Raw genomic sequence first — 26036 nt, forward strand, 5'->3', positions numbered from 1 at the left:
CTCGTCGATGGGTTGGATGGACGTTTCCGGATATCATCGCAGAATAGCTGTCGGGGTTCAGCGGCCTTGTGCGGGTGCCTTGTAGCTGCCGGCCACTTCACGCAGTATTTCCAGGAAGGCTTTCATGCCTGCGGGCACGTGCCGGTGGGTAGGGTAATACAAGCGCAGGCAGGAGGATTGCGGCGACCAGGGCTGCAGCACGGTTTCCAGCTTGCCGGCGGCGACCAGTTCGGCGACGTGCCATTCGCTGGTCCAGATGAGGCCGGCGCCCTGCACGGCGGCCGCCGTCATCAGGTGGTGGTTGTCCAGCGTCAATGGGCCAGCGGGGTCTATCTCTATCTTGTCTGCGCCACGCTGGAATTCCCAGCGGTACAGCGCGCCGCCGGGCAGGCGGGTACGGATGCAGGTGTGGCTGTGCAGGTCGCCCGGCGTCTGCGGTCTGGCGCGGCCGGCAAAGTAGGATGGCGCGCCGGCGACGACGAAGCGTATCGGCGGGCTGCAATCTACCGCCACCATGTCCAGCGGAACGTGCTCGGCGGCGCGTATGCCGGCATCAAAACCTTCGGCGACGATGTCCACCATGCGGCCTTCGGTGACGATATCGACTTGCATATCGGGATAGCGCCGCAAGAACTCCAGCACGACAGGCGCAAGCAGGATTTGCGCCGCGCCTTCGGATGCATTCAGCCGTATGGTGCCGGAGGGCGTGTCGCGGAATTCGTTGACGCCGGCCATGGCGTCAGTGATCTGTTCCAGCGCCGGGCTGACGCGGGCGAGGAATTGCGCGCCCGCCTCGGACAGCGCAACGCTGCGCGTGGTGCGGTTAAACAGGCGCACGCCCATGCGCTCTTCCAGGCTGGATACTGCATGGCTGAGCGCGGATGGCGACATGCCCAGCTCGGCAGCGGCCTTGCGAAAGCTACGCTGCGCCGCCACGGCCACAACGGCATTCAATTCGATGAGGCCGGCACGTTTCATGGTGTGCACTTCACTGTTTGCGTTTCATTGTTGGAGTTTCATTGTGTGCTTCATCGGTCACACTTCATTGTTCGATTTCTTTCATCAACTCATCCAATATTAAACGGATTGTTCGCACAATGCCAGCGGCCTATACTCGCCTCAGCTTTTTCTCTTCCGCACACAACAAGGATATTTCGATGAAAAAAACCGTATTGATTACCGGCTGCTCGTCCGGCTTTGGCAAAACCAGCGCACTATACTTTGCCCGCCAGGGCTGGAACGTGATTGCCACCATGCGCAATACCGAGTGCGACGCAGGTGCAGACCTGGCGGCGATGGACGGCGTGCTGGTGACGCGGCTGGACGTGCAGGATGCAGCCAGCATAGACCAAGCCGTGGCCGCGGGTATTGCGCGATTCGACCGCATTGATGCGCTGGTCAATAATGCGGGCTTCGGCCTGTTCGGCGTGTTTGAGGCCATGTCGGGCGACAAGATCAGGGAGCAGTTCGACGTCAATGTCTTCGGCGTCATGGATGTGACGCGCGCGCTGTTGCCGCACTTCCGCCATCACAAGGCCGGCACCATTATCAACATCAGTTCCGGCGCAGGCGTGTTTACGCTGCCGATGATCTCGCTGTACAGTGCCAGCAAGTTTGCGCTGGAAGGCTTTTCTGAATCGCTGTCGTATGAGCTGGCGCCGCTGGGCATCACCGTCAAGGTGGTGGAGCCGGGCGGCGTGATCAGCACCAGCTTCGGCCAGCGCAGCGGCGCGGAAGCCGGCCATGCAAGCACGCTGCCGGATTACGATGCCTTCATCACCGCCACCAGCGCTGTCTTTGCGGGTTTGCGAGGCCAGCGGCTGGCAACGGAAGAAGATGTGGCCAAGGTTATCTACCAGGCCGCTACGGACGGCACAGACCAGTTGCGCTATGTGGCCACCGACGACATCAAGCCGCTGGTGAAGGCACGCCGCGAAAGCACCGAGGCCGACTATATGCAGTTGATGCGCTCGCAGTTCATGATGCGCTGATGCCGGGCCAAAAGGGCAGCAGGCTCTTTCGGCCTGCCGTGCTGGAAAAGCTGCGCGCAACGGGCATAGACTATGCGCAAGGCTACCTGACGCACCGGCCCGCGCCGATAGAAGAACTGCTGTCCCTCGGTGCTGCAGACCGAGAGACCGAGGATATGCGGCACTGCGCCTAGTACGGCACCCTCGCGGCAAGAACACGCACCCGCAATAAAAAGGGCATGCGCAACATACATTGCGCATGCCCTTCTTTATCCTGCCGCCACTGCTACATCGACGACAGACGTTTCACACTGTCGCGCTCCGCCAGAACATGCGCAGGAGCAGAGGCTGTTGCGCGGCGTGCCGGCAGTTTTTGCACAACGGCTGAAGCCGTCTGCGCACCGTCAATCTTGAACACGCTGACGGCGTTGACCAGGTTGCCGGCCTGCTGCTGCATGGATTCTGCCGCGGCGGCGGCTTCTTCCACCAGCGACGCATTCTGCTGCGTCATGTTGTCCATTTCGATGACGGAACGGTTGATCTGGTCGATGCCGGCGGTCTGTTCCTGGCTGGCGGCGGCGATCTCTCCGATGATGTCGGTCACGCGCCTGACGCTTTGCACCACTTCTTTCATGGTTTCGCCGGCTTCGTCCGCCAGCCTGGAACCTGTGTCCACGCGCTCTACCGAATCGCCGATCAGCGTTTTTATTTCCTTGGCGGCACCGGCGCTGCGCTGCGCCAGGTTGCGCACTTCGCTGGCGACCACGGCAAAGCCCCTGCCCTGCTCGCCGGCGCGCGCTGCTTCCACGGCGGCGTTCAGTGCCAGGATATTGGTCTGGAAGGCAATGCCGTCGATGACGCTGATGATGTCCACGATCTTCTTGGAAGATTCATTGATGGACGCCATCGTGTCCACCACCTGCGACACTACGGCGCCACCTCTGATCGCCACGTCGGATGCGGATACGGCAAGGCCGCTGGCCTGGCGCGCGTTGTCGGCGTTCTGTTTTACCGTGGCGGTGAGCTCTTCCATCGATGATGCAGTTTCTTCCAGCGAGCCGGCCTGTTGCTCGGTGCGGGAAGACAGGTCGTTGTTGCCGGAAGCGATTTCAGAGGAGGCGGTGGAAACGCTTTCCGCATCCTGCCGTACAGTGGAGACTACGCGCGTCAGCGACATCTGCATGCGGCTGACAGCGGCCAGTACGCTGGCGGTGTCGCCGCTGCGGATGCTCAGCCGTGTCGTCAGGTCGCCATCGGCCACGCGGCCGACTACTTCGCATAGTTCTGCAGGCTCGGCGCCCAGCGCCTTTGCCAGGCTGCGTGTAATCAGGAAGCCGGCTGCCATGGCGGCAATGATGGCAACCAGGCTGCCGAAGATGAGGTAATTTCTTTGCACTGCATATTCCGCCTCTGCCGCGGCTACCAGTTGGGCGGAGCGCTCACCTGCATAGCTGGAATAGGCGTTGGATACTTTCACCAAGGCCGCCAGCAAGGGACGGCACTCATTGTTCATCTTGACGATGGCTTCTTCGTCTTTTTTATTCAGCGCCAGATCCACGATGCTGAGCGCGACGGGTGCGTAGGCTTGTTCTATGCGGTCTATCTCCGCAATCATGCGGTGCGCTTCTTCGGCCGTGCTCTTGTCTTCGGCCAGCTTCTTCAGCTTGGCCAGATTGGCGCCCACTTCGGCATGCGCCTTGAAGACCACATCTTTTTCCAGCGCGATATCTTCAGGCTTGGTGACCAGCACCAGGTTGCGGGCGGCAATGGCGCGCAGGTCTATCGCCTCGCGCACCAGGTGCGCCATGTTTGCCCGCGCGTTGATGCCGTTCACATAGTCTTCAAAGCGGGCATTGGCATCGCCCAGCGTTTTTAAAGCCAGCCCTGCGATGAGCAGCACCATCAAGGCCAGCCCGCCAAAAGCCAGCGTCAGCTTGGCGCGCACCGTCAAATTGTTCATGAAATATTCCAGATATTTTTGTTGGAGTGTTGGACAAGTAAAGCAGCCCATCCCTGTCATGGGCTTTACGTGTGGCGAGGCAGCTTATGGCCGCAACGCAAAAAGCTCCGGGACAATATCACGATTTATCTGGAAAAATTTGTTAAACATGTTGAATAAATGAGAAAACTATTTGAGCATGTTATCAATTTCCGAAGCATGTCATACAGCTGTCATTTATCTCCCAATAACGAGGCAGAATCTGGGTTACTTTTGAATGGCACATCCAATGCACGCACTGAAATTGTGCGTCATTAAATTGTGCTTCGCTCATTATTAGAGAGGTGAAATAAATCGGTTTTGTTCAATAAAAACGCAAACGCACATAGGCACGTCGCGCCAATCATTTGCGGTGTGGTTTCGTGTAAGAGAAAAGTAGCCCGGATGCAGCGCAGAGAAATACGGGAGCGAAACGGGAGCGCTGGAACAGATGGAGCGGCGCCAATGCATGTGATGATCAGCAAGCTGAAAGGCTTGCTGCGCGAACACTGCCCCGGGTTGCGCTGCGCTCCACCCAGGCTACGACTGCTACGACTGCTAGGGTTGCTGTGTCACTGCTGTGGCCTTACGCTTTTTCAGCGCCGTGCGCCGATGCATTGCGCCATCTGGCAGCATAAGGCAGCGCAAACATATACAGGCCGCTGAATAGCAGCAGGAACAGCGGCGGCAAAGGCGAGTAGGTGACCCACAGCGGCGGCTCCCCCTTTGCGCGGACGACAAAATTGGCGATAACGGTCAAGGTGAAGACAATGGACACCCAGCGGTGGCCTTGCCGAATCCAGTTACTGATGATCACGGGAAGCTCCTGGTGAGGCGCCGGCACAGGTCCGGCGCGTTGTACATACTGTGCACACGATGAATGCAGGCAGAGATTATTCCAGCCGCGCCAGCACCCGTTCCATGGCAGCGAAGAAGTGCGGCCATCCGGCTTTGGCGCCGTGGTAGGCCTGCTGCTGATCCGGCCGGAAACCCGACTGTTCCATCCGCAGCTGCGTTCCCGCGCCTGAGCCTGTGGGGCTGAGCGTCCACGTGACAACACTCGCAAGACCGAGGGCGGCCCAGGTGTAGGTCAAGGTTTTGTTCGGCTCTACTTCCAGCACCTGGCACTCCACCGTGCCCCAGTCTGCACGCAGCTGAAAGCGATGATCGATGGCGGGCATGAAATCATTTTTCATCAACCACTCTTCGATCAGGTGCGGCTGCGTCAGCGCGCGCCAGATTTTTTCGGGAGGATAAGGGATCTCGCGTTCAACAACGACGGAGAGCGTTTCGGTCGCAGCAGTGCTCATTGGTCCATCCTTTTCAGTAAGTTTTCAAGGTCATCAAACCGTTCGTTCCAGAAGCGGCCGTAGAAACGCATCCAGTCCGCCAGCGGCGCGAGTGCATTCGGCTGGACGCTGTAATGCGTCTCGCGCCCTTCGTGCCGCGCGCTCACCAGGCCCGCCTGTTTCAGTATCCCCAGATGCTTGGACACCGCCGGCTGTGAAACGCCGGAACTACCCGTCAACACTCCTACCGTTTGTTCCCCTTCCCGGCTCAGTCGCTCAAAGAGCGCGCGCCGGGTCGGGTCGGCAAGGGATTTGAAGACGGCATCGGGGTTTATTTGCATCAGGCAATCCATAACTATTTGGTTATGCGTTAATCATAACCATACAGTTATGGATTGTCAAGACAGGATTTTCAGGCGTTTCCACATGCGAAGACAGCACGCGCGCAGCATAAGCGTGCTACGCGATGGCCTTAGCCTTGGCCCTGCATCGATGTATTTCCCCTGATCAATCAATGTCTCATTTGTGCCGTATTCCCTCTAAAAACTGCGTCACGCTGCATCCGCCATGTTAGATTAGTAGACTAAAAGCTAACAATAAGCTTCCAACTCGCCACTCACTACGGGGAAATCACATGAAGAAATGGCTCAAATGGAGCGGCATTGTTGTTGGCGCCGTCATCGTTGCCGGTGCGGCTGCCGTGCTGGTGGGTGTGCAACTGGGCGAGCGCAAACTGGCGCGCAAGGTGGAGGTGCCGACGGTGCCTATCGTGCTGAGCGCCGATCCGGCCAAACTGGAACTGGGCCGCTACCTGTTCAATTCACGCGGCTGCGCGGAATGCCATGGCGCCAGCGGCGGCGGGCATGAGGTGATCAAATCAGGCAGCATGCTGGTGGTGGCGCCCAATATCACGCCCGGCCCGGACAGCGTGACCCGCAACTACCAGCCGGCAGACTGGGCCCGCACCATACGCCATGGCGTGCGGCCGGACGGCAGGCCGTTGATGATCATGCCCAGCGAAGACTACAACCGCATGTCGGATGATGACGTGGCGGCGCTGGTGGTCTACACGAAACAGCTGCCGCCGTTGCCCGGCAACCCGGCGGTAATACAACTGCCACTGCCGATGAAGCTGCTGTATGCGGCTGGCATCGTGCACGACTCTTCCGAACCCATCAACCATGCACTGCCGCCGGAACAGGCCGTGCCAGCGGCGGTGACGGCCGAATACGGCGCCTACGTCGCCAAGAATTGTGCAGGCTGCCACGGCGCGCAGTTTAGCGGCGGCAAGATACCCGGCGGCCCGCCGAACTGGCCAGCCGCCGCCAACCTGACGCCCGGCAAAGGCAGCGCGATGACAGCCTATGCTACACCACAGGCACTGGCCGCCATGTTCCGCAGCGGCCAGCGGCCCAACGGCACGGCCATCAACAAGGTGATGCCCTTCCAGTCGCTGAAGGAGCTCAACGATACCGACGTGTTCGCACTGTACGCCTACCTGAAAACGCTGCTGCCCCGGGACGCAGGGCTGCGCTGAAGCCTCAATGCTCGCCGTGCAGGCGGCACATCAAGCCGGGTACACACTGGGCATAGGTTCGTAAAAATCCTTATTCCAGTGTGCATCGGCATCAGTGGTACTATGACTGCGCCGGAGACAAGGTCTTGCGGCAAGCAGGCAACCCTCCTCTGCGGACTGTCTGTATCAGCGGTACGGCGTTAGAACAGACAATGACAATCCTGGGCTATTGGCGATCAGCAGTTAAGCCACCAGGAAAGTCCTGCCAATGCCCTTACACTCCCCCACCGGGCACTTCAGCGATGCCGCGCAATCGGCGATGGCCGGCAACCTGGCCGCACACGGCTGGTCGCAGCACAATATCTTTTTACCGCAGGAATTGACGCTGTTGCTGGAGGCGGAATGCCGCGTGCTGAATGCCAGCGGCGCGCTGGCTGCAGCCGGCGTAGGACGCGGCACGGCGCAGACGGTGCGCGCCGGCATCCGCAGCGACCGCATCGCCTGGCTCGCCGCCGGGCAATCGGTCGCCTGCGACCGCTATCTGCAGATCATGGAAGAATTGCGCATGAGCCTGAACCGCAGCCTGTTCCTGGGGCTGCACGACTACGAAAGCCATTTCGCCTTTTATGCGCCCGGCGCCGGCTACCTGAAGCACCTGGACCGATTTCGCGATGACGACTGCCGTACGGTATCGGTCGTCATCTACCTGAACCAGGACTGGCGGCCAGCAGACGGCGGCGCGCTGCGCCTGCATCCTGAAGGAAAAAACACGGAAGACATCGCACCGCTGGCCAGCCGCATGGTGCTGTTCCTGTCTGCCGACATGCTGCACGAAGTGCTGCCGGCCACGCGGGACAGGATATCGCTGGCGGGCTGGTTCCGGCGGCGAGCAGGGATCACTATGTAGGGTGTGCTAGCGAAGCGTAACGCACCGCTTTTTGCCCCTGGGGGCGAGGCTGGATTTTCTTGCGCCATAGCAGGAAATTTGTTGCTGGTCTTGCTTGGCAGGCACACGATGCGTTGCGCTATACGCTGCGCTGCACTAACACACCCTGCCTGGGATTATTGCATTTTTTGGGTTCAACAAAGCGCTGCATACCGCGCTTCGCTATCGGCCAGCCTCATATTCGCTGCGGCCAGTTGCAACTCTTTCCAGAATGCCGGCGGCGCCTGGCACAGACTGCCCAGGGTTTCTGCTTCGTCCAGCGCCAGCTCCAGTTCATTCTCGTCCACGTAGGCATTGAAGCGCGCGTTGGCGGCGCTTGCCTCTGCCGAACCCATGGTGTGCGGCAGGTGGAATCGGGCGGAGGCCAGGTGGCGCAGTGTGGTTGCCCAGGTGGCGATCAGGTGTTCAGCGGCCATGATGATAAGTATTCCGGAAAAGATGAGATTGAAGGAAAACGTTCAGGCATTTTTCGCCGCCTTGCGTTGTGCGATCAGGTCTTGCGCCAGGCCGATCAGCAGGCCTAGCGCCAGCGACGCCTGCAGGCGCAGCATGCCGGCCACAGTCCATTCCACATACCCCTTGGGAAGGACAGCCCACGGCAAATAAAAAATACCGAAGGTGCATATCATCCACAGGAAGGCGCCCGCCCTCCCCTGCAAACGGGTGATGAAGGTAAACGACAGGTCGCACGCCTGTGCCGCCAGCAGCACCCAGCACCAGCCTGCAATGGCGGCCGGCAGGGGCAGGTAAAGTCCTGCCAGCACTTGCACACCCACTAGGGCCAGGCCGCTGGCCAGCAGGATGAGGCGGTTTTGCCTGTCCTGCAGCGGTTTGCCGTAAAAGCGAAATAGAGGTACCGGCGCCGCCATCAGCAGGCCAGGCGCCAGCGCCACCGCAAAAAAAGCCCTTTCCTGCAGAAATGGCATCAACGCGCCGACCACACCCATGCCGGACCACAGCGCAAACATCAACACGGTGACCAGTATCTGTACATTGAAGCCATACCGGACAATGAGGTTGGCAAGCGCCAGTCCGAAGGCTGCGGCAATAAAACCGTCTGACAAGACCGGCGGCAGATAAACCAGTGCAAACGCCAGCAGCGAAAGCGCAACGTGCGCCAGCCATACGCCGTAGCGGGATTTTTCGCCTTGCACGACGCCGATGTCCACGCGGTTGCGCAGCGGGTATAAAAAGCGCGGATAAACAAGCAGCAGCACCGCCGGCAATGACCACGCCAGCATAAACAGCCCCCAGCCGAGACTGGCAGGAAGGCCGCTTTCCTGGAGCAGCTTAGTGCCCAGCGAGGCCAGGAAATAGCCTATGCCCAGCGCCCACATGTAATAGTTCAATTGCGGCCAGGGACGGAACACAGCCTCAGCCCAAATTTCCAGCTTGGGGGTACCTATGCGGTAGATTTCCAGCTCGCGCTTTTTTGTGCGGATTTCGTTCAGGGTTTCGCCCAGCTCTTGCCGGAATTTGGAGAAATAGAATTTGTGCCAGCGGATGCGGGGCGGGCCCGGCTCTATCAGCAGCTTGTCGGATTCGGTCAGCACGGAGGCGACGAACATCTCCTGGTATTGCTGGTCGGCGATGGCGCGGTTGATGGCCAGCCAAGCTGGCGCCGCAGCGTAGGAATGCAGGTAGTCGCGTTCGCCTTCCCAGTTGAAGGCGGCCAGGCAGGCCAGGCGTATCAACGGTGCTGCGTTCTCATCGGCACAATAGTGGATGGCGAAATGGTGCAACTCGGTGCGGGCGATCAGCGGTTCCATGTCGTCGCTGCGCAGGATATCTTTCAGCGCCTGCGTGACGGCGCCGAGCGTGTCTTTTTCCACCTGTACCGGCTCATGGCGCTCTAGGCTGTCCTTGACAAAATCCTGCCACATCTGCCCCGCAAGTTGCCAGGCCTCGCGCGGCGTTAAAAAAATGGGCTGCTCGGGCTGGTAAGGAAAATCCAGGCTGGGCTGCAGTACGATGGTTTTTGCGGGCGCGGGCGCAGCAAGCGGATCCGCTATCTGCGGCTGCACAGGCTGTAATGCTCCGTCGGCCGCTGCCTGCGGCTGTTCCGGCACGTCCGCCGGTAGCGGCGCCAATTGCTGCGAAGGCGCTTCAGATTGCGCGGCGTTCTGCTCCGTGCCTTGCTGCTGCTGATCCTGTGGCTGGTCTTGCTGCGGAGCCTGCGGTTGCGATGCCAGGTAGGCAGCCAGCTCCAGCGCCCACTCATAGGCAGCGCGCAGCTCCTGGAAGGCTGCGGCATCGTCGTCCGGGCGCACCACTTTCAGCCGCCGCGCGTAGGCGCGCTTGATGTTGCGCGCATCCGCGTCCGGTTCCATGTGCAGCACGGCCCATTCCGGGGCCTCGGTGTAGTGGTTGATCACGCGCTACTCAAACAGGGAAACGCCCTCCACCTGGTCCAGCAGGCGGCTGACTTCTTTGCGCACATTGCGAATGCGTTCCGGCTCTTGCGATTCCAGCGCACCGCGGAAGGCGGCGATGGCGTCGCCGACATAATCGCGGTCCGCGCCCAGCAGTTGCTGGTACACGCGTTCCGCCCGGGCCATTGTCGTGCGGTTCTGCGCCTGGTCGCGCGGATGAATCTTGATGGTCTGCAAAAACGCCAGGCGTTCGCGGATGTCCTGCTCGCTCATGACGCCGGGGTTTTCCTGTATCACCAGTGTATGCGTGGCGCCGGTTTCCAGCACCAACACTTCGGCTTCCAGTAGGCCGTTAACGTCATAGGTGAATCGTATATCCAGCGCCACTTCGCCTGCCGGGCGCGGCGGCACGGGAATGTGCAGCTCGCCCAGGAAGACATTGTCTGCCACCATCGCGGATTCGCCCTGGAACACACGCAGGGCCAGCTCCTTCTGGTTGTCCGCCACCGTCACCACGCGCGATACGCGGCTGACGGGCACCACGCTGTTGCGTTCTATGATGGGAGAGTAATAGCCGCCGGCATGCTGCTTTGGGCTCAGCTGGCGAGATACTTCCATGCCCATCGTGTAGGGCGACACATCCGTCATCACCACTTCGTCCAGCGCCGCATCACGCATCTTCAGGCCGGCCTGCACCGCGGCACCCATCGCCACGACTTCATCCGGGTTCAGGTCCACCACCGGGAAGCGGCCGAACATGCGGCTGACCATGCGCCGCAGCATCGGCATGCGCGTGGCGCCGCCGGCCAGCACCACGGCATCCAGCTCGGCCGGCATGATGCGCGCATCGCGCAGTGCGCGCTCGATAGGCTGGCGCAGGCGTTCCAGCAGCGGCTCTGCCAGCTTGTGGAACTCTTCCTGTGTCAGTGTCCATTCATGCGTGCCGCCATCGGCCTGCAACTGCATCTTCGCTTCCGGCGCATCGCTCAACGCGCATTTGGCGCGCTCGGCCACGGCGCGCAGGCGCTGGTTGAATTCCGGCGGCAGCTCCGTCTTGTGCAGGCCGTTTTTTTCCAGGAAATTCTTGCGTAACAGGTCTGCAAAATCCTCGCCGCCAAGAGAATTGTCGCCGGCGCTGGCACGCACTTCCATCACGCCTTCAAACAGCTCCAGGATGGAAATATCGAAGGTGCCGCCGCCGAGGTCGAACACGAGGAACTTGGATTCATCCTTGGTCTGCAGGCCATAGGCCAGCGCGGCGGCCGTGGGTTCGTTCAACAGCCGTTCCACCTTCAGCCCAGCCAGCTCGCCGGCAATGCGGGTGGCCTTGCGCTGCGCATCGCTGAAATACGCAGGCACGGTGATGATGGCTTCCGTTACCGGCTCGCCCAGGTAGGCTTCAGCATCCGCCTTCAATGCGCGCAGTACGAAGGAAGACAGCTCTTCGGCGCGGAAAACCTGCTTGCCCAGCTGCGTGGAACGGTTGGTGCCCATGTAACGCTTGAACAGCGCAGCGGTTTGCAGCGGATGGGTTTGCAGCCTTTCCCGCGCAGCCGCGCCGACCGAAATGCTGCCGTCATCCATGATGCCGACGCACGATGGCGTCAGCGCCTGCCCCAGCGCATTCGGTATGATGTGCGCTTTGCCGTCGCGCCACACGGCGACTAAACTGTTGGTGGTGCCCAGATCGATCCCGACTATCACGTTGGCCCTAAGATGTGCAGGCGCCCCAAAACCGCAGCGCATAAGGTTGACAAGAAATTTCTACATACTGATGGAAAGAATAACAGGGCAAACCCAAGTTTAACAAGCACCGGACATGCCCGCGCCGCAAGCTGTGGGTTTTCAAGGCAGCTAGGGCACGTACGGCAGCTTGCCCGCATGCCGTTTCCAGATCGCCGCTGCCTCGCCGGATTTGATCAGCGCCGTCAGCGCCTCGTTCAGCTGCGGCAGCAATTGTGCGCCCCTGCTGTTCTTGCCGGTGATCAGGTATTTGGATGGCGCCCTGGCGCCCGGCACCGGCGCATGCCGTATCCTGGGGTCGGACAGGTAATCAATGCCTATCATCCGGTAAGCGGACACCACTTCCAGTTCTTCGACAAAATAATCGCAGCGCCTGGCGTTGAGCTTGCGCACCAGCGAATCGTAACCTGTGCCCAGATCGAGTTCATCGGGCTTGAGCCCATAGTGCGCATAGCTGGCGCCCAGCACGCCGCAGCCGCGGAAATTCTTGAGATCGGCAACGCTTGCTATAACAATCGGATTGTCCGCGCGGAAGAAGACCTGCGGCGTCAGCGTGTTGTAGTGGACGGAATAATCAAAACGCTGTGCGCGCTCATCGTCGTAATAGCCGTCCATCGCAAAATCGACCTTGCCGGTTTCCACCATCATCAGGCAGCGCTTCCACGGCATGTCGCCATCGAACTGCACGGCCTTGCCCATCATGGCAAATGCGGCCTGCACAGTTTCCACCGAAGAGCCGGTAATGGTTTTGGTCTTTTTGCCGGCCGCATCCCGCTTCCAGTAAGCCCAGGGCGGCGGCTCGGCATCGGCGCACACGGTATAAGTCTGATTCTGGGCAGGCGCCTGGAGCTCTGCTGCATGCAATGCCGGAACCAGGCACAGCAGCCAAAGAAAACCCAGAACAATTGCAACACGCATGGCGGCCCTTATGTGAACGGTATCTGCAGACCTATGAAGCAGGCTGCGGATCGAGTCTAAAGGATATGTTGCGCCGTCGCAATAGAGTTTGTGTTACTGGATATTGCTAAAAACTTACTACCAAGCAGGCAAATTGCTCCTTCGCCACCACGCCAGCTGCACATCATCCTCAAACACCAGCCCGCTAGGGCCATCTGCCCCCAGTTGCGCCAGCCGCACTGCTACAGCGGCGCCTTGCTCTGGTGTGCGGGTGCCGCGGAAATTGTTGAAGTCCGTGGCGACGTGGCCGGGGGCGGCTCCGTTGACCTTGATGGCGGTGTGTGACAGGCTGCGGGCATAGTGGACGGTAATTGCATTGAGCGCCGTCTTGGAGCTTGAGTAGGGCATATAGGGCTGGCCGACCCAGGCGCCCTCTTCGCCCAGCGAGCCGCGCTTGCTGGTGATGTTGACGATGCGCGCGGCGGGTGCGCGCCGCAGCAACGGCAGGAACAGGTTGGTGACGGTAACAACGGCGAAGACATTGGTGTCGAACACGGCGCGCATGTTGGCCGCGGTTTCTTCCGCCGGTGGACGAATTCCTTTGACGTCCGGCCCGGCGCTGATGCCGGCGTTATTGACCAGCACGTCCAGGTGACCGTAATCGGCTTCTATCTGTTCTACAGCATGCCGGACGGAGGCTTCATCGGTCACATCCAGCTGTATGGCGATGATCTTGCCGCTTCCGGCGATGGGAGATAACCCCCTAGACAACTCTGCAGCCAATTCCGCCGCAACGTCTGCGCCGCGCTGCGTATTGCGCGAACCCAGATACACCACAAAGCCATCGTCCGCCAGCCCGCGCGCAATGGCCTTGCCTATGCCCTTGTTGGCGCCGGTGACGATGGCGACTTTCATATTTCCGCTTGTGTTTTGGCGATGCATCATGCTCTCCGCGGGTTGATATGACAACCATATTAAAGCCGATTAGTTGTCACGTCAACTTAAATGCCGTTAGCTGCCTGATGATTGCCTGATGATTGCCTGATGATTGCCTGATGATCGAATGGTACTTATCTGGAAATGGTGATCTGCTGCCTGCGCAGGAAGTTCGGGATAAAAAGCTTTACGGCTTCGCCGTGACGTGGCCCATGGTCTGGTCGCCATAGCTGCGTAGCACTTGCGAAATGATGACCTGGTATCCGGCCAGCCATTCCGAATAGCGGCGCTTGGCCTCGATATGGCTGGGGTGCGCCATCAATTGCTTGAGCCCGGCTTCGGATTCCCAGTAATAGACATTGGCGATGCGCCCGGTGTTGGGATCTTCCCAGGCCTCTTCGCCGAGATAGCCTTCCGTTTGCTTCGCTGCTTCTGCGATCAGCGCATCCAGGCGGTGGAAGTCGGCGTCAAACTGCCTGGTGTCGAAGATGAAGGTGGCGGAATACATGGGCTCTTTCGGATGAGGAGGGATAGGCTGGCTCACGCATCTACCGTGCGCGAACGGCCTTGCGCCTTTGCGCTATAGAGTGCTTCGTCGGCGCGGCGCAGCATCGCTTCCAGCGTATCGCGGTCGGAATCGCGCATGGCGATGCCGGCGCTGTAGCTGAGTTCGTAACCGAGCTTGCGCGGCGACATTTCTGCCAGGTAGGCACGCAGGCGCTGGTCCAGGGCCCTGGTGGCGGCGTGGTCGGCATGGCTCATCAGCACGCAGAATTCTTCGCCGCCGTAGCGGCAGATCACGTCGCCGGTGCGACCGGCCTTCTGCAATGCGGTCGCAAAAAACTGCAAGGCCTGGTCGCCGGCCTCATGGCCGAGGCTGTCGTTGATTTTCTTGAAGTAATCGAGGTCTATCATCAGCAGCGCCAGCGGGTGGCCGTAGCGCACGCTGGTCGCCAGGTCCACCTTGGATTGCGCCAGCCACGCCCGGCGGTTGAAGACGCCGGTGAGGCCGTCGATGGTGGCCAGGCGCTCCAGCGCGCGCGCCGCTTCGTCACGGTGGGCCAGCAGGATGCCGGCCAGCGACAATACCGCGGTGGAATTGGCGACGATGGCAAACGCAAAATTCACCGGGTGCGGCGTCAGGAAGGTCGGGAAGGCTTCGGTATAGAAAGCGCCCAGCACGCCACGCCATGCCGTCACCACCATCTGCGCGGCCAGCGCACCCACGAGCAGCCAGCGCCAGCGGCCCACCGGCACCAGCGGCTTGCGCGCCAGCGTGGCAGCCACCATCAGCATCTGCAAGGCAAGCAGTCCGTTGGCCCAGCCGACACGGAATGGATAACTAGAAAAGCCGATACAGTATCCCACCGTCAGCATCACGGCGATGACGGTGGGCGCGCGGGCCAGCGCCATCCTGCCGCACCACAGGTCAAATGCCAGCGCATTCAGGGCCAGGCCGCCGGCAATTCCGGCCATGGACAGGGTGGACAAGCTGCGGTCCAGCCAGGCGCCCTGCTCCACCAGCCCGGACGACAGCAACAGCACCCAGCCCGCCGCCTGCAAAATAACGCCAAGCTGCGCCCGGCGCGCCGCTGTGTTCACTTGTCCCATCACCCACGGCAATGCGACCGCCATGGTCAACATGCTGACGGTCAGGACAAATAACAGGGAGGCAATATCGGTAGGCATGGAAAAGGGAAAAACTAAGGTTTGCGCAAGTAGCTTGGGAAATATAAAAAGAGCGGCCGTGTCAATGCGGATGCGGACAGGTCCGTGTAAAGCGCACTCCACGGAAACGGTTTTATTTCATATAAGCAAGGATTGGGCCAAAAAAGAAGCTGATTATACGCAGGAATGCTGGGATGCGATGTGTAGCAATAACAACGGGGCGTAGAGCGAGGATGGGCGCTGGTTTCCGCCAAAAAGCCGCACGATGCAGCACGGATGCAGGCCCAGGTACACGAACGTATTTGGGGTTAAGATGGCTTGCAGCTCACTGTAAACATCGGATGCAAGGCGCAGCTTTACACGTAAAAAGACAGAGGCGTGTAAAACCCGGAGAGCGCAGCGGCGTGCCTGTATTTCAGAATGTAACGCCGGCTTGTGTATTGCCGCCCCTGCGGCTACATTGCCTTGATAGCCTTACCCATAAAAGAAGGATGCTCGATGAAATATTTCTTAAGTGCGGCCCTGCTCGCCTGCGCCGCTTGCTGCGTGCAGGCCGCTGTCGAGATTCCGGCGGAGATTATCGGCGTGTGGGCCAGCCCGGATGCGGAATTCAACGGCCAGGCGCTGAAGAAGGGCCGCGCCATCTACCTGGATGTGGACAGCAACGGAGCAACGATAGCGGGCGACGGCCAAAACGTCATGGGCGCAAAACTCGTGGCCACCGGCTACAACCCGCAGACCAATACCCTCAGCTTTGACATGGTGGAAAGCCGCAACATCATCATGAGTGCAGCCATGAAGTACGACCCGGTGAAAAAGACACTGTATTCGCAAAAAGACCCGGCCGACAAATACCAGCGCCGCTTTGAAGAAGTGCAGCCGGAAATGAGGAAAACGCTGGGGCTGGAGGCAAGGAGCAAATAGCCACGCATTAACGTAGCCAGGTAGGGTGCAATAGCGCAGCGTATTGCACCATCGCCCTGCGCTTAAAGACACTTTCCATTTCCAATCGGGCCTGCGGCATACCAATACCAATGCAGTGCAATACGCTGCGCTATTGCACCCTACCTTTAGCCTGGTTTATTTCAGGTTGGCCTTCAAAAAGCTGACCAGCACATCGCGCAGCTCAGGCGCCAGCGGCAGCGCCGGGTTGGAATACGACATCATCTGCTGCTGCATATCTGCCGGCACCATTTTCAGCACATGGTTCATCCCCGGCACAATCGCCAGCGTGGCAGCGGGGCTGGCTTTTTTCAGCGCCTCGGCTTCCGATACCGGCACCTGGATGTCGGTCGTACCCTGCAGGATCAGCGTGGGCATGTCCAGCTTGGCCAGCTCCGCCGCCGGCTCATACTTGAACCAGGAAATCAGGTAGGGCTGCACGTTGGGGCGATACAGCACGTTTAGCGCAGGCGGCACATTGTCTGCGGTGTTGCCGTGCTCCAGCGCGACCAGGATGCGTTCGTTTTGCGTCGCCAGCTCGCCGTTCAGCTTGGGCCGCAACTGCTGCCGCAATACCTGGCCCGCTGCCGCCGCAGGGCCGGCGATGGACACATAGGCATCTGCCCTCGCCTGCCGCGCGGCGAGCATCGCTATCAGCGAGCCTTCGCTGTGGCCGATGATGGCGACGGAAGAAAAGCGGCCATCCTGCTTCATCTTTTGCAGCCAGGCCGCAGCGTCATTGACATAATCATCAAACCGCAATGCCGACTCAACCGGCCCTGCCAGCGCGCTGGCGGCGATGCCGCGCTTGTCATAGCGCACGCTGGCAATGCCGGCATCGGCCAGCGCCTGCGCCAGCTGCTTCAGGCTGTCGTTGGGGCCGGGCAGCATATTGCTGTTGCCGTTGCGGTCTGTGGGGCCGGAACCGGCAACGATGACAGCCACCGGCATGCGGCCATCCGGCCTGGGCAGCATCAGCGTGCCGACGATCTTGCCGGTGGGCGTGTCGAGGATGGCGGCCTGCTCCAGCGGCGCGGCCATGGAGGATGAGCAAACGGCAAACAGCAGGCTGATGAAGAACATGCGCATGATGGAATCCTTTTGGTATGGAGCCCGCTTCGGTTAGCGGCGGCTTGATTCTAATACAAACGGAAAATCTTATTTTCAGATTCGGATTTGCAAAAACGCTGGGATGGTGAAGCTTTCGCTCAAGCTTGCGGCGATACAGTGGTAGCCTGGGTGGAGCATAGCGCAACCCGGGGCATGGCGCGTGGAAGGAGTCGTTCCGCCTGCTGTCAGCGCGGATGTTTCGTCTGTGCCGGACATTTTTCAGCTCCCCGGTTTGCTCCCGGATTTCGCTGCGCTGCATCCAGGCTACTTTTCTCTTTTTTTGGGAGCATAAAAAAAAGCGCGGCATGTGCCGCGCTTGTATTGTTTTATATGGCGAACTACGCGTGCACTTCCGCCACCGGCAGGGCCGCCAGTTCTGCACCGGCTTCCGGTGCTTCCACATCCTTGATGATCTTGCGCAGGAAAGGGATCAGCGCCACCATCACCACGCCGACGCCAACGCTGGACCAGCCCAGCGTGGAGAAGATGCTGTTGTAGGTAGGATTGGTGGCCACGGCGGACATGCCCTCCTTGGCATCCGGGATCAGGCCGGAGAACCAGCTGGAGATGACCGATGCCACACCGGTCACCAGCATGAAGCTGCCCATCATGATGCCCTGGTACTGGCGCGGCGCCAGACGGCCCACCATCGCGTAGCCCACCGGCGAGATGAGCAACTCGCCCAGGCTCTGGAACAGGTAGCAGATAAACACCCATTTGAAACCGACCACGCCGTCGCCGCCGGCCAGGGAAATGCCCAGCGGCAGCGCCAGGAAACCGATGCCGATCAGGATCAGCGCGGCGGCGAACTGCCGGCTGAGGTCGATATTCCAGCCGCGCTTGCGCAGCGTATCAAACAGTATCGCCGTCAGCGGGCCGCCTATCATGATGATGAAGCTGTTGATGTTCTGTATCCACTGCGGCGCAATTTCTATGCCCCATACCATGCGGTTCACGTTGTCGGTTGCAAAAATCTGCAGGCCGGAAGGCGACATCTGGTACAGCGTCCAGAACACGAGCGAGCCGGCTGTGAGGATCATGTAGGCCCACATATTATTACGCTCACGCCGGTCCTTGTGGCGGAAGGCCAGGAAAACCAGGATGGCGGCGATCAGCACACCCGCGGTAATAACGACATTGCCGCTCAGCTCGGAATGCTGCAGCAACAGGTAAATCACCGGCACCAGGCCGACCAGGATCGCCATGCCGGCGGCAAAGCGCAACTTGAATTGCGAGGGTGTCCTGTCCAGCAGCGGCGTATCCAGGTCGCGCAGCACTTTCCAGTTGCCGGCCGCCAGCACGATAGCCAGGAAATTGCCGATGGTGGCGAAGATGAACAGGCTGGAATAATCGCCCTGCAGCTGGTAATAGCCGGCGGCGCTAAAGCCGATGAAAAAGCCCAGGTTCATGCCGGCATAGTTCCACAGGAAAGCGCTTTCGCGGCGCGTATCTTCCGGCTTGAAGCGCTGGGTCAGCATCAGGTTCAGGCAGGTGACATTGAGCCCGCTACCGGTCAGGAACAGCGCCAGCCCCCAGTACAGCAGGTGTGCGCCGCCGCCCGAGATGCAGAAACAGCCCAGCACCTGCAGCACCATGCCGCCGACAAACAGGTTGCGGTTGCTGAGGAAGCGCCCGGCCAGGTAGCCGCCGAACAGGTGCAGCCCGTAATTGAAGGCGCCGAACACGCCCATGATGGCCGTGGCCTCTTTATTGGAAAAGCCCAGCTTCTTGGTCGCGTACAGCACCAGCGTGGAATACAGCACCGCAAAGCCCAGCGTTGCAAAAATCTGGATGAAAAACAGCGCGCCGGCCCCGTCTGGGATCTGCGATATCTTTTGTTTGAGTGTTAACAAGCTTGTCTCCGGCGGGTAAGGAGGTCAACGTGGATGAACCGTGCATACCCTGGGTGGAAAATGGTATAGACGATTCTGTTGGCCGCCATAGTAATGCTTATTGGCACGGGTGGGAAGCCTTCGCATGCCTACATTGCGTTACAGAGTCAATAGCTTTTTATTAAAATTTTGCACGGGAATCAATTGCTCCTGCCAATTTAAGCCGCTTGCGGTGCAATGCGCATATTGACACCCTATGGATCTCCCTGTTGTCGTAGCTTGGGCTAGCGTTTTATCAGCCTAACACTCAGCCTAACACTTAGCCTCCGCATAGGAAGTTGATCCAGGTTTGCGATGAATGTTGGGCTGATACAGCCTTAGCCCAACCTACCGCGCTAAGTAGAATTTCCCTATCCACAGACCCGGGTTGTGCTACGCTCCACCCCGGCTACCGCGCTGGCCAATTACGCCAGCCATCCGCCCTTAAACCCCGCGCGCCGCAAGCCATGCACGATATACGGGCACTTGCGCATCAGGCCCCAGATGAAATCATTCTCGAAATTATCGATCATGATTACCGTCGGTCCTTCGTTGATGCCGAAGTGGTAAGGCGACACCCAGCCGGCCTTGTGCGTGGGCATGCTTTCGCATTCGAAAGTAGGTGAAAACGACGCCTTGAAGCCGTAGGGATTGACTTCGCGCAGGCGCATGCGGTGGAAGTGCTCTACAGTGGGCAGCACGATCTCCGGCGCAAACGGCAGGCAGGCGGCCACCGCCCAGGGGGCCAGCGTGCCGTCGTCCGGGCCGTAGGGGGCGCCGCGGGCGATATAGTCGAAAAAGATGCGCTCTACTCCCTTGATCTTCTTGCTGAGGTTGCCGGGGCCGTCGCTGGCGGTGACGCCCCAGCAGAATTCGCCGTACTGCTCGAAACCCATCGGGTTCCGGATCGCATACTGCTGCTGGACCATGGTGGCGCGGCGGCTGTTTTCAAAATAATCGCATTCATGGTCGCGCATGAAGTCATCGCGGATGTTGCGGAAATCGATCCACAGATGGGATATCTGATGGATGAACAGCGGGCCGGCATACAGGTACTCGATACCGTACACCTCTTTCCACTCATAGGTGCTCATCCATGCGGAATAATTCTCCGGCTCGATAGGGTGAGTCGGCGAGGCCAGCGCCAGCACGTACATGACCAGCGCTTCGTCATAGCCTTCCCAGTGCCAGGGAAGGAAATTACTTTCTGGTTTCCAGCCGTGGCACAGTACAGGTGCGCCGGCCAGCATCCATTTCCAGTCAATGCGGCGATACAGCATGTCGGCCAGGTGGCGGATTTCTGTTTCACCTTCAGTATCCTGCTGGAAGTAGGCGGCGGCAGTGAGCGCGCCGGCGATCAGCAAGGCGGTATCGATGCTGGAGAGCTCGCAATCCCAGGCGCGGGCGCCGGTTTCCATATCGATGAAGTGATAATAGAAGCCCTTGTAGCCGGTGGCGGTGGGCGACGTGCTTTGCTCGCTGTCGGCCAGGAAGCGCAAGGTAGTCAGCGTGCGTTTAATCGCATGCGTGCGCGACATGAAGCCGCGCTCCACGCCGATGGGATAGACCGTCAGCGCCATGCCGACGGCGGCAATGCTGGCTGGCCAGTTCTCCTTGGTTTTATCGCAGATCAGGCCGTTTTTTTCATTTGCCTCGTGCAGAAAATAATCAAATGAGTCTTTCTGCAGACTGGAGAGCAAGGGATGCGGCAGCGGTATGTTCAGATTTGGGGAGGACGTCATGGTCTAGGTGTTCCCATATAATGCGCAGGAAGCTGAGGGATTGCGGGGCTGCCTGAAAAGTCACGATGGTGTGAACGGCGCCCGTATCAAACTCTGCAACAGCTTCCAGCAGTTCTGTGGATTTTTTCAGTGTTTCTATTTCGCCCGCGGACAGATAGCCAGGCTGGCCCATCTGTTTCCACAATAGCGCCGGATTGCAGCTGGTGTCGTCTATGCGGACCAGGGTGGCCGATTTGACAGTTTCGCCGGGACGCGTGTGCAGGCGCACTGCGATGTCTTCCGTCTGGATGGCATGGCGCGGCATGGCCTGGTTGACGCACAGAATATGCGTCTCGGCTGCGTGCTCGCCTTTCTCTCCCACCCATAGCGCCACCGTCGCATGCTGCTGCGTTTGCTGTTGCACTACCGGGAAATGCCGGTCGCCCAGTTCCGCCAGTAATTCAAAGGCTTTATGGGCCGGCTTCTTGATGCCGTGCAGGTTCAGCAAGCCGAAGCCGCCGTGGAAAGGCGCGCTGGGAAAACTCAGCTCTTCAAAGATATCGGAAAATACCCAGTAGCTATAGGCGTCCACCACATCGTCCACGCTCAAGGCAATGCGCGCGGCGAAGGCGGCGCCGAAGGAACTGTCATGCAAGGTATCGCGCGGGTTGGAACTGGTGTTCCATTCGGTATAAAACAGCGGCTTTCCTTGCGCCTGCCCACGCGCCGTCAATGCGCGCGTGCGCATCTCGTCCAACGGCGTATGCTCCAGCTGCGTGAGGGTATCGGCGCCGACTTCACCGAAGGCATCGGTAGGATAAAAATGCGTGCTGACAAAATCCACCGGCAGCTGGCGCGTGCTGCAAAACTGCATGAAGTCCTCTATCCACGCATTTTGCGCGGTGGCCGGGCCGCCCACCAGCAGGCGCGCATCCACGCCCTTGATAGCCGTGACGCTGGCTTCATATAACGCAAAATACTCCTGCTGGCTACCGGTCCAGAACTGTCGCAGGTTGGGCTCGTTCCATACTTCAAAATACCATTGCGCCACTTCGGCAATGCCGTAGCGCTCCACGCAATGCGCGGCCAGCCGCCGCACCAGTTCAGCCCATTGCGCCATGTCCCTTGGCGGCGTGATATTGGCGCGATAATGGAACACGGTATCGCTGCCGGAAGCCAGCGCGGAAGGCATGAAAGACAGCTCGATCACCGGCCGCATGCCTATGCTGAGCAGGAAATCGAAAATCTGGTCGATGTTGAAGAAGGAGTAGACGAGCTCACCGCCGTCAGCGCCGACACCGGCCTCAGCCGGCCGGCTGACGGTGCCCATGCCGTCGCCCAGCAAGCCATGAAAGCGGATATATTCAAATCCCAGTTCCGCCCTGGCCTGCCGCAGCTGCGCCTGCCAGTCGGCGCGCAGCGCGGTGGGCGCATGGCAGCTGCCTATACAGCGGCGCCAGGGATGGCGCAATGGCACGGAAGCGCCGTTCAGGTCGCAGTCCAGTTGGAGTGGCATAGAGGCTCGTGAAGGCAAAAAGGATACAAAGATAATGTTGCCCCACTGTAGCACTGCTGTTGCAGGCCGAATGTACGCTACCGAACAGTGCCAGGGGACCGCAGTGTTAAGCTGGCTCTCTGGGTAAAACGGCAATAGTCCGGGTTATAATTTGCGTTGGTAATGTGGATTAGTAATTTGCATTAATAAAACGCAAAATCCTGTTTTTGCACCTGTCATTTCTATCCACCCCTCCGCAAAGCCGGAAGTCCAGCAGGAGCAATACGCATTGAACAAGGCACCGTCCAATCTGGACTTCATGAGCGGCGGCGGAGAACTCGGCGAGCTGACCCGCGCGCATGCCTGGCAAGACACGCCGCTGGGCGAGCCGCATACCTGGCCGGAGAGCCTCAAGACCACGCTGCGCCTGCTCTTGACCAGCAATCACCCGATGTTCATCTGGTGGGGTCCCGACCTGATCCAGTTCTACAACGACGCCTACCGCCAGACCATGGGGCCGGAGCGCCACCCCGGCGCGCTGGGCCAGCCAGGCCGCGAATGCTGGGCGGAAATCTGGGACATCATCGGCCCGCAGATAGATTATGTATTGGCCGGCAATGGCGCCACCTGGCATGTGGGCCAGCTGGTGCCGGTTACCCGCCATGGCAAGCGCGACGATGTCTGGTGGACCTACGGCTACAGCCCCATCGCCGATGAAACCGGCGTGCGCGGCGTGCTGGTGGTATGCAATGACGTCACCGCAGAACACAAGGCCAGGGAAGAGCTGCGCGAGCTGAATACACAGCTGGCCGAACAGATACGCGAGCGCGAGGAAGCGCAGATCGCGCTGAAAGTGCTGGTCGGCACGCTGGAAGAAAGGGTCAGCATCCGTACCCAGGAAGAGCAGCAAATGCGCAGCTTGTTCGAGCAGGCGCCGGCGTTCATTGCTTTCCTCAAGGGGCCGCACCATGTGTTCGACCTGGTGAACTCCTCCTACTACCAGCTGGTGGGGCACCGCAACCTGATCGGCCGCCCGGTGCGGCAGGCGTTGCCCGAGGTGGAAGGCCAGGGCTTCTTTGAACTGCTGGACCAGGTGTATGCCAGCGGCCTGGCCTTTGTGGGCCGCAGCATGCCGGTGTCGCTGCAAAGAATTTCCGGCGCCGAGCCGGAGATGGCCTATCTCGATCTGGTGTACCAGCCGATCTTCTCCGAAACGGGCGACGTCATCGGCATCTTTACGCTGGGCAGCGACGTCACCGCGCAAAAGACCGCGCAAGACCAGGTGACGGCCTATCAGCAGCAGCTGGAAAAAATGGTGGCTGACGGCGCCACTGCGCTGGAAGAAACCCAGAGCGCATTGCGCCAGGCCACCAAGCTGGAAGCCATAGGCAAGCTCACCGGCGGCGTCGCGCATGATTTCAACAACATCCTGCAAGTCATCAGCGGCAACCTGCAACTGCTGGCCGGCAACATCAAGGGTGACGCCGAAGGACAAAAACGCCTAGCCACCGCCGGCCAGGCAGTAGCGCGCGGCGCCAAGCTGTCGTCCCAGTTACTGTCCTTTGCGCGCCGCCAGCCGCTGCAGCCTATTGTACTGAACCTAGGCCGCATTCTGGGCAAGATGGACGACATGCTGCGCCGCTCGCTGGGCGAGGCGGTGGAAATTGAAGCGGTCGTTGCCGGCGGCCTGTGGCACACGCTGGCCGATCCCAACCAGCTGGAAAACGTCATCCTCAACATCGTCATCAACGCCCGCGATGCCATGAACGGCGAAGGCAAGCTGACCATAGAACTGGCCAACACCTTCCTCGACAAGCAATACACCTCTCGCTATGAAGATGTGATCCCCGGCGAATACGTGATGATCGCCGTGTCCGACACCGGCGCCGGCATGTCGCCGGAGGTGCAGGAGCATGCGTTCGACCCCTTCTTCACGACCAAGCCGGAAGGCGAAGGCACCGGCCTGGGCCTCAGCATGGCCTACGGTTTTGCCAAGCAAAGCGCCGGGCACATCAACATCTACAGTGAACTGAACCACGGCACCACCATCCGCCTGTACCTGCCGCGCGCCCATGCCGAAGAAACCCGGCTGCCCGTGCCGCTCAGCGGCCCGGTGCGCGGCGGCAGCGAAACCATCCTGGTGGTGGAAGACGACCCGTCGGTGCAAAGCACCGTCATGGACATGCTGCGCCAGCTGGGCTACCAGGTGCTGAAAGCCAACGACGCGCAAAGCGCACTGACGATCATCCGAAGCGGCATCGCCATCGACCTGCTGTTTACCGATGTCGTCATGCCCGGCGCCATGCGCAGCACCGAGCTGGCCAAGCTGGCCAAGGCCCACCTGCCCCGGCTGGAAATCCTGTTTACCTCCGGCTATGCGCAAAACGCCATCGTGCACGGCGGCCGGCTGGACCAGGGCGTGGACCTGATCAGCAAACCCTACCGGCGCGAAGACCTGGCCCGCAAGATACGCCACATCATCGCCAACCGCGACCAGGCAGACATGCTGGAGGCCGCCACGCTGTCGGTGGCGGAATCAACACAGCAGGCGCCGTCGGATTCCGGCGAGCCCGGCACCATCCTGCTGGTGGAAGACAATGAAGACCTGCGCAGCACCGCCTGCGACCTGCTGTCGCTGCTGGGCTACCCGGTGCAAAGCGCAGCCAGCGCCGAAGACGCCCTGACGCTGCTGGCGGCACAGCCGTTCAGCATCCTGCTGACCGACATCAACCTGCCCGGCCTCTCCGGCCCGCAGCTGGCCGAGCTGGCTGCGGCGCAGCAGCCAGGGATACGCATCATCTTCGCTTCCGGTTATGGTGAAAAGCCGCAGCTGGCTGCGGGCATAACATGCAGCATGCTGGCCAAGCCTTACGACCTGGACCAGTTGAAGAAGGTGTTGAAGGGATAGGGGCAGCGCGGCCGCTTCTCCCTATCGCATGGCAGCATGTGCGCTGGTGCTCAGTATTCCATACTCAGTGCTGGTTCTGCGGCAGGCCATCAGCAATCTCGTAGTAATCCCCCTTCTCCGCCACGAAGATATGCATCTCCAGATGCGTGGCAGTCGGCGTATCGAAGGCGCCCATGGCGATGCCTATCCAGTCGCGCGCCAGCGGCTCAAAGAACAGCGAAGATCCGCAGGTGGCGCAAAAGCCGCGCCGCACCTTGGCGGAGGACTGGTACCAGCTCAGATTTTCCTGCCCCGTGATGGTGAGCGCCGCCTTGGGCATGTCGGTGGAGGCGAAATAATGGCCCGAATGTTTCCTGCACTGCAGGCAGTGGCAGGCATCGGGAGCTTTCAGGTCTCCTATCACCACAAAATTAACACGTCCACACAGGCATGCGCCTTTGTTCATGGTTGCCATGATGTGCTTCCTCTCCGTTAAAGGGGTATGAGAGCAGAAGAACCGTTGCCGGACCGGCGAAAAACGCCGGCTGTCGCTTGTCCGGCCAGTCCAATGAATCAAATGAATCCATTGTGCCCGGTTCACGCATCATGCTAATCGACTCGTCAGCGCATCGCAAGATGGCAGCGCGATGACTTGCGCCGATCTTGGTCAGGCCAGGCAGCCAACGCGCATTCGC

Annotated in this window: 23 protein-coding genes; 6 read left to right on the top strand and 17 right to left on the bottom strand. The window is 60.0% G+C overall.

Translation table 11 applies throughout. The features are described 5' to 3' along the window. Positions 1–57: 57 nt before the first annotated feature. The gene (locus ACO0LO_RS18775) at positions 58–978 is read right to left on the bottom strand and encodes a LysR substrate-binding domain-containing protein (protein WP_422966223.1); all 921 of its coding nucleotides are present in this window, start codon (positions 976–978) and stop codon (positions 58–60) included. A 179-nt stretch (positions 979–1157) separates the two neighbouring features. Between ACO0LO_RS18775 and ACO0LO_RS18780 the strand changes: the two genes are divergently transcribed. Further along, positions 1158–1991 carry an SDR family oxidoreductase gene (locus ACO0LO_RS18780; protein WP_422966225.1) on the top strand — a complete coding sequence of 278 codons (834 nt, stop codon included), beginning with the start codon at positions 1158–1160 and terminating at the stop codon, positions 1989–1991. Next, positions 1991–2164 (top strand): hypothetical protein, encoded by a 174-nt coding sequence (locus ACO0LO_RS18785; protein ID WP_422966226.1) that lies wholly within the window; start codon positions 1991–1993, stop codon positions 2162–2164. Before ACO0LO_RS18780 ends, ACO0LO_RS18785 begins: the two co-directional genes overlap by 1 nt. A 92-nt stretch (positions 2165–2256) precedes the next feature. Here the strand turns inward: ACO0LO_RS18785 and ACO0LO_RS18790 are convergent, their stop codons facing one another. The 4 genes from ACO0LO_RS18790 to ACO0LO_RS18805 form a co-directional block, all read right to left on the bottom strand. Beyond that, on the bottom strand, positions 2257–3930 hold the full coding sequence (locus ACO0LO_RS18790; protein ID WP_422966228.1) for a methyl-accepting chemotaxis protein: 1674 nt from the start codon (positions 3928–3930) through the stop codon (positions 2257–2259). 604 nt (positions 3931–4534) lie between these two features. After that, entirely contained in the window at positions 4535–4765 is a 231-nt protein-coding gene (locus ACO0LO_RS18795) for a hypothetical protein (RefSeq protein ID WP_422966230.1), read from the bottom strand. Positions 4766–4841: 76 nt separating this feature from the next. Continuing rightward, complete coding sequence (locus ACO0LO_RS18800; protein WP_422966232.1) at positions 4842–5258, bottom strand: SRPBCC family protein; 417 nt, start codon at positions 5256–5258, stop codon at positions 4842–4844. Next, the gene (locus ACO0LO_RS18805; RefSeq protein WP_422966234.1) at positions 5255–5578 is read right to left on the bottom strand and encodes an ArsR/SmtB family transcription factor; all 324 of its coding nucleotides are present in this window, start codon (positions 5576–5578) and stop codon (positions 5255–5257) included. The genes ACO0LO_RS18800 and ACO0LO_RS18805 overlap by 4 nt, the downstream gene beginning before the upstream one ends. Positions 5579–5871: 293 nt before the next feature. On the opposite strand from ACO0LO_RS18805, the gene ACO0LO_RS18810 reads away from it, so the two are divergent. Both ACO0LO_RS18810 and ACO0LO_RS18815 read left to right on the top strand, forming a co-directional pair. Beyond that, positions 5872–6774, top strand: coding sequence for a c-type cytochrome (locus ACO0LO_RS18810; protein ID WP_422966236.1), 903 nt, complete (start codon positions 5872–5874; stop codon positions 6772–6774). A gap of 247 nt (positions 6775–7021) precedes the next feature. Then, on the top strand, positions 7022–7660 hold the full coding sequence (locus tag ACO0LO_RS18815; protein WP_422966238.1) for a 2OG-Fe(II) oxygenase: 639 nt from the start codon (positions 7022–7024) through the stop codon (positions 7658–7660). A gap of 173 nt (positions 7661–7833) precedes the next feature. Here ACO0LO_RS18815 and ACO0LO_RS18820 read toward each other — a convergent pair whose 3' ends face one another. The 7 genes from ACO0LO_RS18820 to ACO0LO_RS18850 all read right to left on the bottom strand — a co-directional run bounded on the left by ACO0LO_RS18820 (position 7834) and on the right by ACO0LO_RS18850 (position 15336). Further along, entirely contained in the window at positions 7834–8115 is a 282-nt protein-coding gene (locus ACO0LO_RS18820) for a hypothetical protein (protein WP_422966240.1), read from the bottom strand. A 42-nt stretch (positions 8116–8157) separates the two neighbouring features. Continuing rightward, positions 8158–10074, bottom strand: a complete 1917-nt coding sequence (locus ACO0LO_RS18825) for a hypothetical protein (protein ID WP_422966241.1) — start codon at positions 10072–10074, stop codon at positions 8158–8160. 3 nt (positions 10075–10077) lie between these two features. Then, a complete protein-coding gene (locus tag ACO0LO_RS18830; protein ID WP_422966243.1) occupies positions 10078–11775 on the bottom strand; it encodes a molecular chaperone HscC in 1698 nt (565 codons plus the stop codon). A 150-nt stretch (positions 11776–11925) separates the two neighbouring features. Then, a complete protein-coding gene (locus ACO0LO_RS18835) occupies positions 11926–12732 on the bottom strand; it encodes a substrate-binding periplasmic protein (protein WP_422966244.1) in 807 nt (268 codons plus the stop codon). A 117-nt stretch (positions 12733–12849) separates the two neighbouring features. Next, on the bottom strand, positions 12850–13626 hold the full coding sequence (locus ACO0LO_RS18840) for an SDR family NAD(P)-dependent oxidoreductase (RefSeq protein WP_422966246.1): 777 nt from the start codon (positions 13624–13626) through the stop codon (positions 12850–12852). A gap of 208 nt (positions 13627–13834) precedes the next feature. Beyond that, positions 13835–14155: an antibiotic biosynthesis monooxygenase family protein gene (locus ACO0LO_RS18845; RefSeq protein WP_422966555.1), complete on the bottom strand. Its 321-nt coding sequence runs from the start codon at positions 14153–14155 to the stop codon at positions 13835–13837. A gap of 32 nt (positions 14156–14187) precedes the next feature. After that, positions 14188–15336, bottom strand: a complete 1149-nt coding sequence (locus ACO0LO_RS18850; protein WP_422966248.1) for a GGDEF domain-containing protein — start codon at positions 15334–15336, stop codon at positions 14188–14190. A 477-nt stretch (positions 15337–15813) separates the two neighbouring features. Between ACO0LO_RS18850 and ACO0LO_RS18855 the strand changes: the two genes are divergently transcribed. Next, positions 15814–16239: a hypothetical protein gene (locus ACO0LO_RS18855; protein WP_422966249.1), complete on the top strand. Its 426-nt coding sequence runs from the start codon at positions 15814–15816 to the stop codon at positions 16237–16239. 156 nt (positions 16240–16395) lie between these two features. Here the strand turns inward: ACO0LO_RS18855 and ACO0LO_RS18860 are convergent, their stop codons facing one another. The 4 genes from ACO0LO_RS18860 to ACO0LO_RS18875 all read right to left on the bottom strand — a co-directional run bounded on the left by ACO0LO_RS18860 (position 16396) and on the right by ACO0LO_RS18875 (position 22475). After that, on the bottom strand, positions 16396–17346 hold the full coding sequence (locus ACO0LO_RS18860) for an alpha/beta hydrolase (RefSeq protein WP_422966251.1): 951 nt from the start codon (positions 17344–17346) through the stop codon (positions 16396–16398). A gap of 359 nt (positions 17347–17705) precedes the next feature. Beyond that, on the bottom strand, positions 17706–19220 hold the full coding sequence (locus ACO0LO_RS18865; RefSeq protein WP_422966253.1) for a peptide MFS transporter: 1515 nt from the start codon (positions 19218–19220) through the stop codon (positions 17706–17708). 443 nt (positions 19221–19663) lie between these two features. Next, positions 19664–20980, bottom strand: coding sequence for a glucoamylase family protein (locus tag ACO0LO_RS18870; RefSeq protein WP_422966255.1), 1317 nt, complete (start codon positions 20978–20980; stop codon positions 19664–19666). Continuing rightward, complete coding sequence (locus ACO0LO_RS18875) at positions 20907–22475, bottom strand: GH39 family glycosyl hydrolase (protein WP_422966256.1); 1569 nt, start codon at positions 22473–22475, stop codon at positions 20907–20909. Before ACO0LO_RS18875 ends, ACO0LO_RS18870 begins: the two co-directional genes overlap by 74 nt. Before the next feature lie 268 nt (positions 22476–22743). Between ACO0LO_RS18875 and ACO0LO_RS18880 the strand changes: the two genes are divergently transcribed. After that, positions 22744–25362: a response regulator gene (locus ACO0LO_RS18880; protein ID WP_422966258.1), complete on the top strand. Its 2619-nt coding sequence runs from the start codon at positions 22744–22746 to the stop codon at positions 25360–25362. Between the two features lie 64 nt (positions 25363–25426). On the opposite strand, the gene ACO0LO_RS18885 is transcribed toward ACO0LO_RS18880, so the two are convergent. Then, entirely contained in the window at positions 25427–25816 is a 390-nt protein-coding gene (locus tag ACO0LO_RS18885) for a GFA family protein (RefSeq protein ID WP_422966260.1), read from the bottom strand. Positions 25817–26036 lie beyond the last annotated feature (220 nt).

Source organism: Undibacterium sp. TJN25 (assembly GCF_049339885.1).
GTDB lineage: Bacteria > Pseudomonadota > Gammaproteobacteria > Burkholderiales > Burkholderiaceae_D > Undibacterium.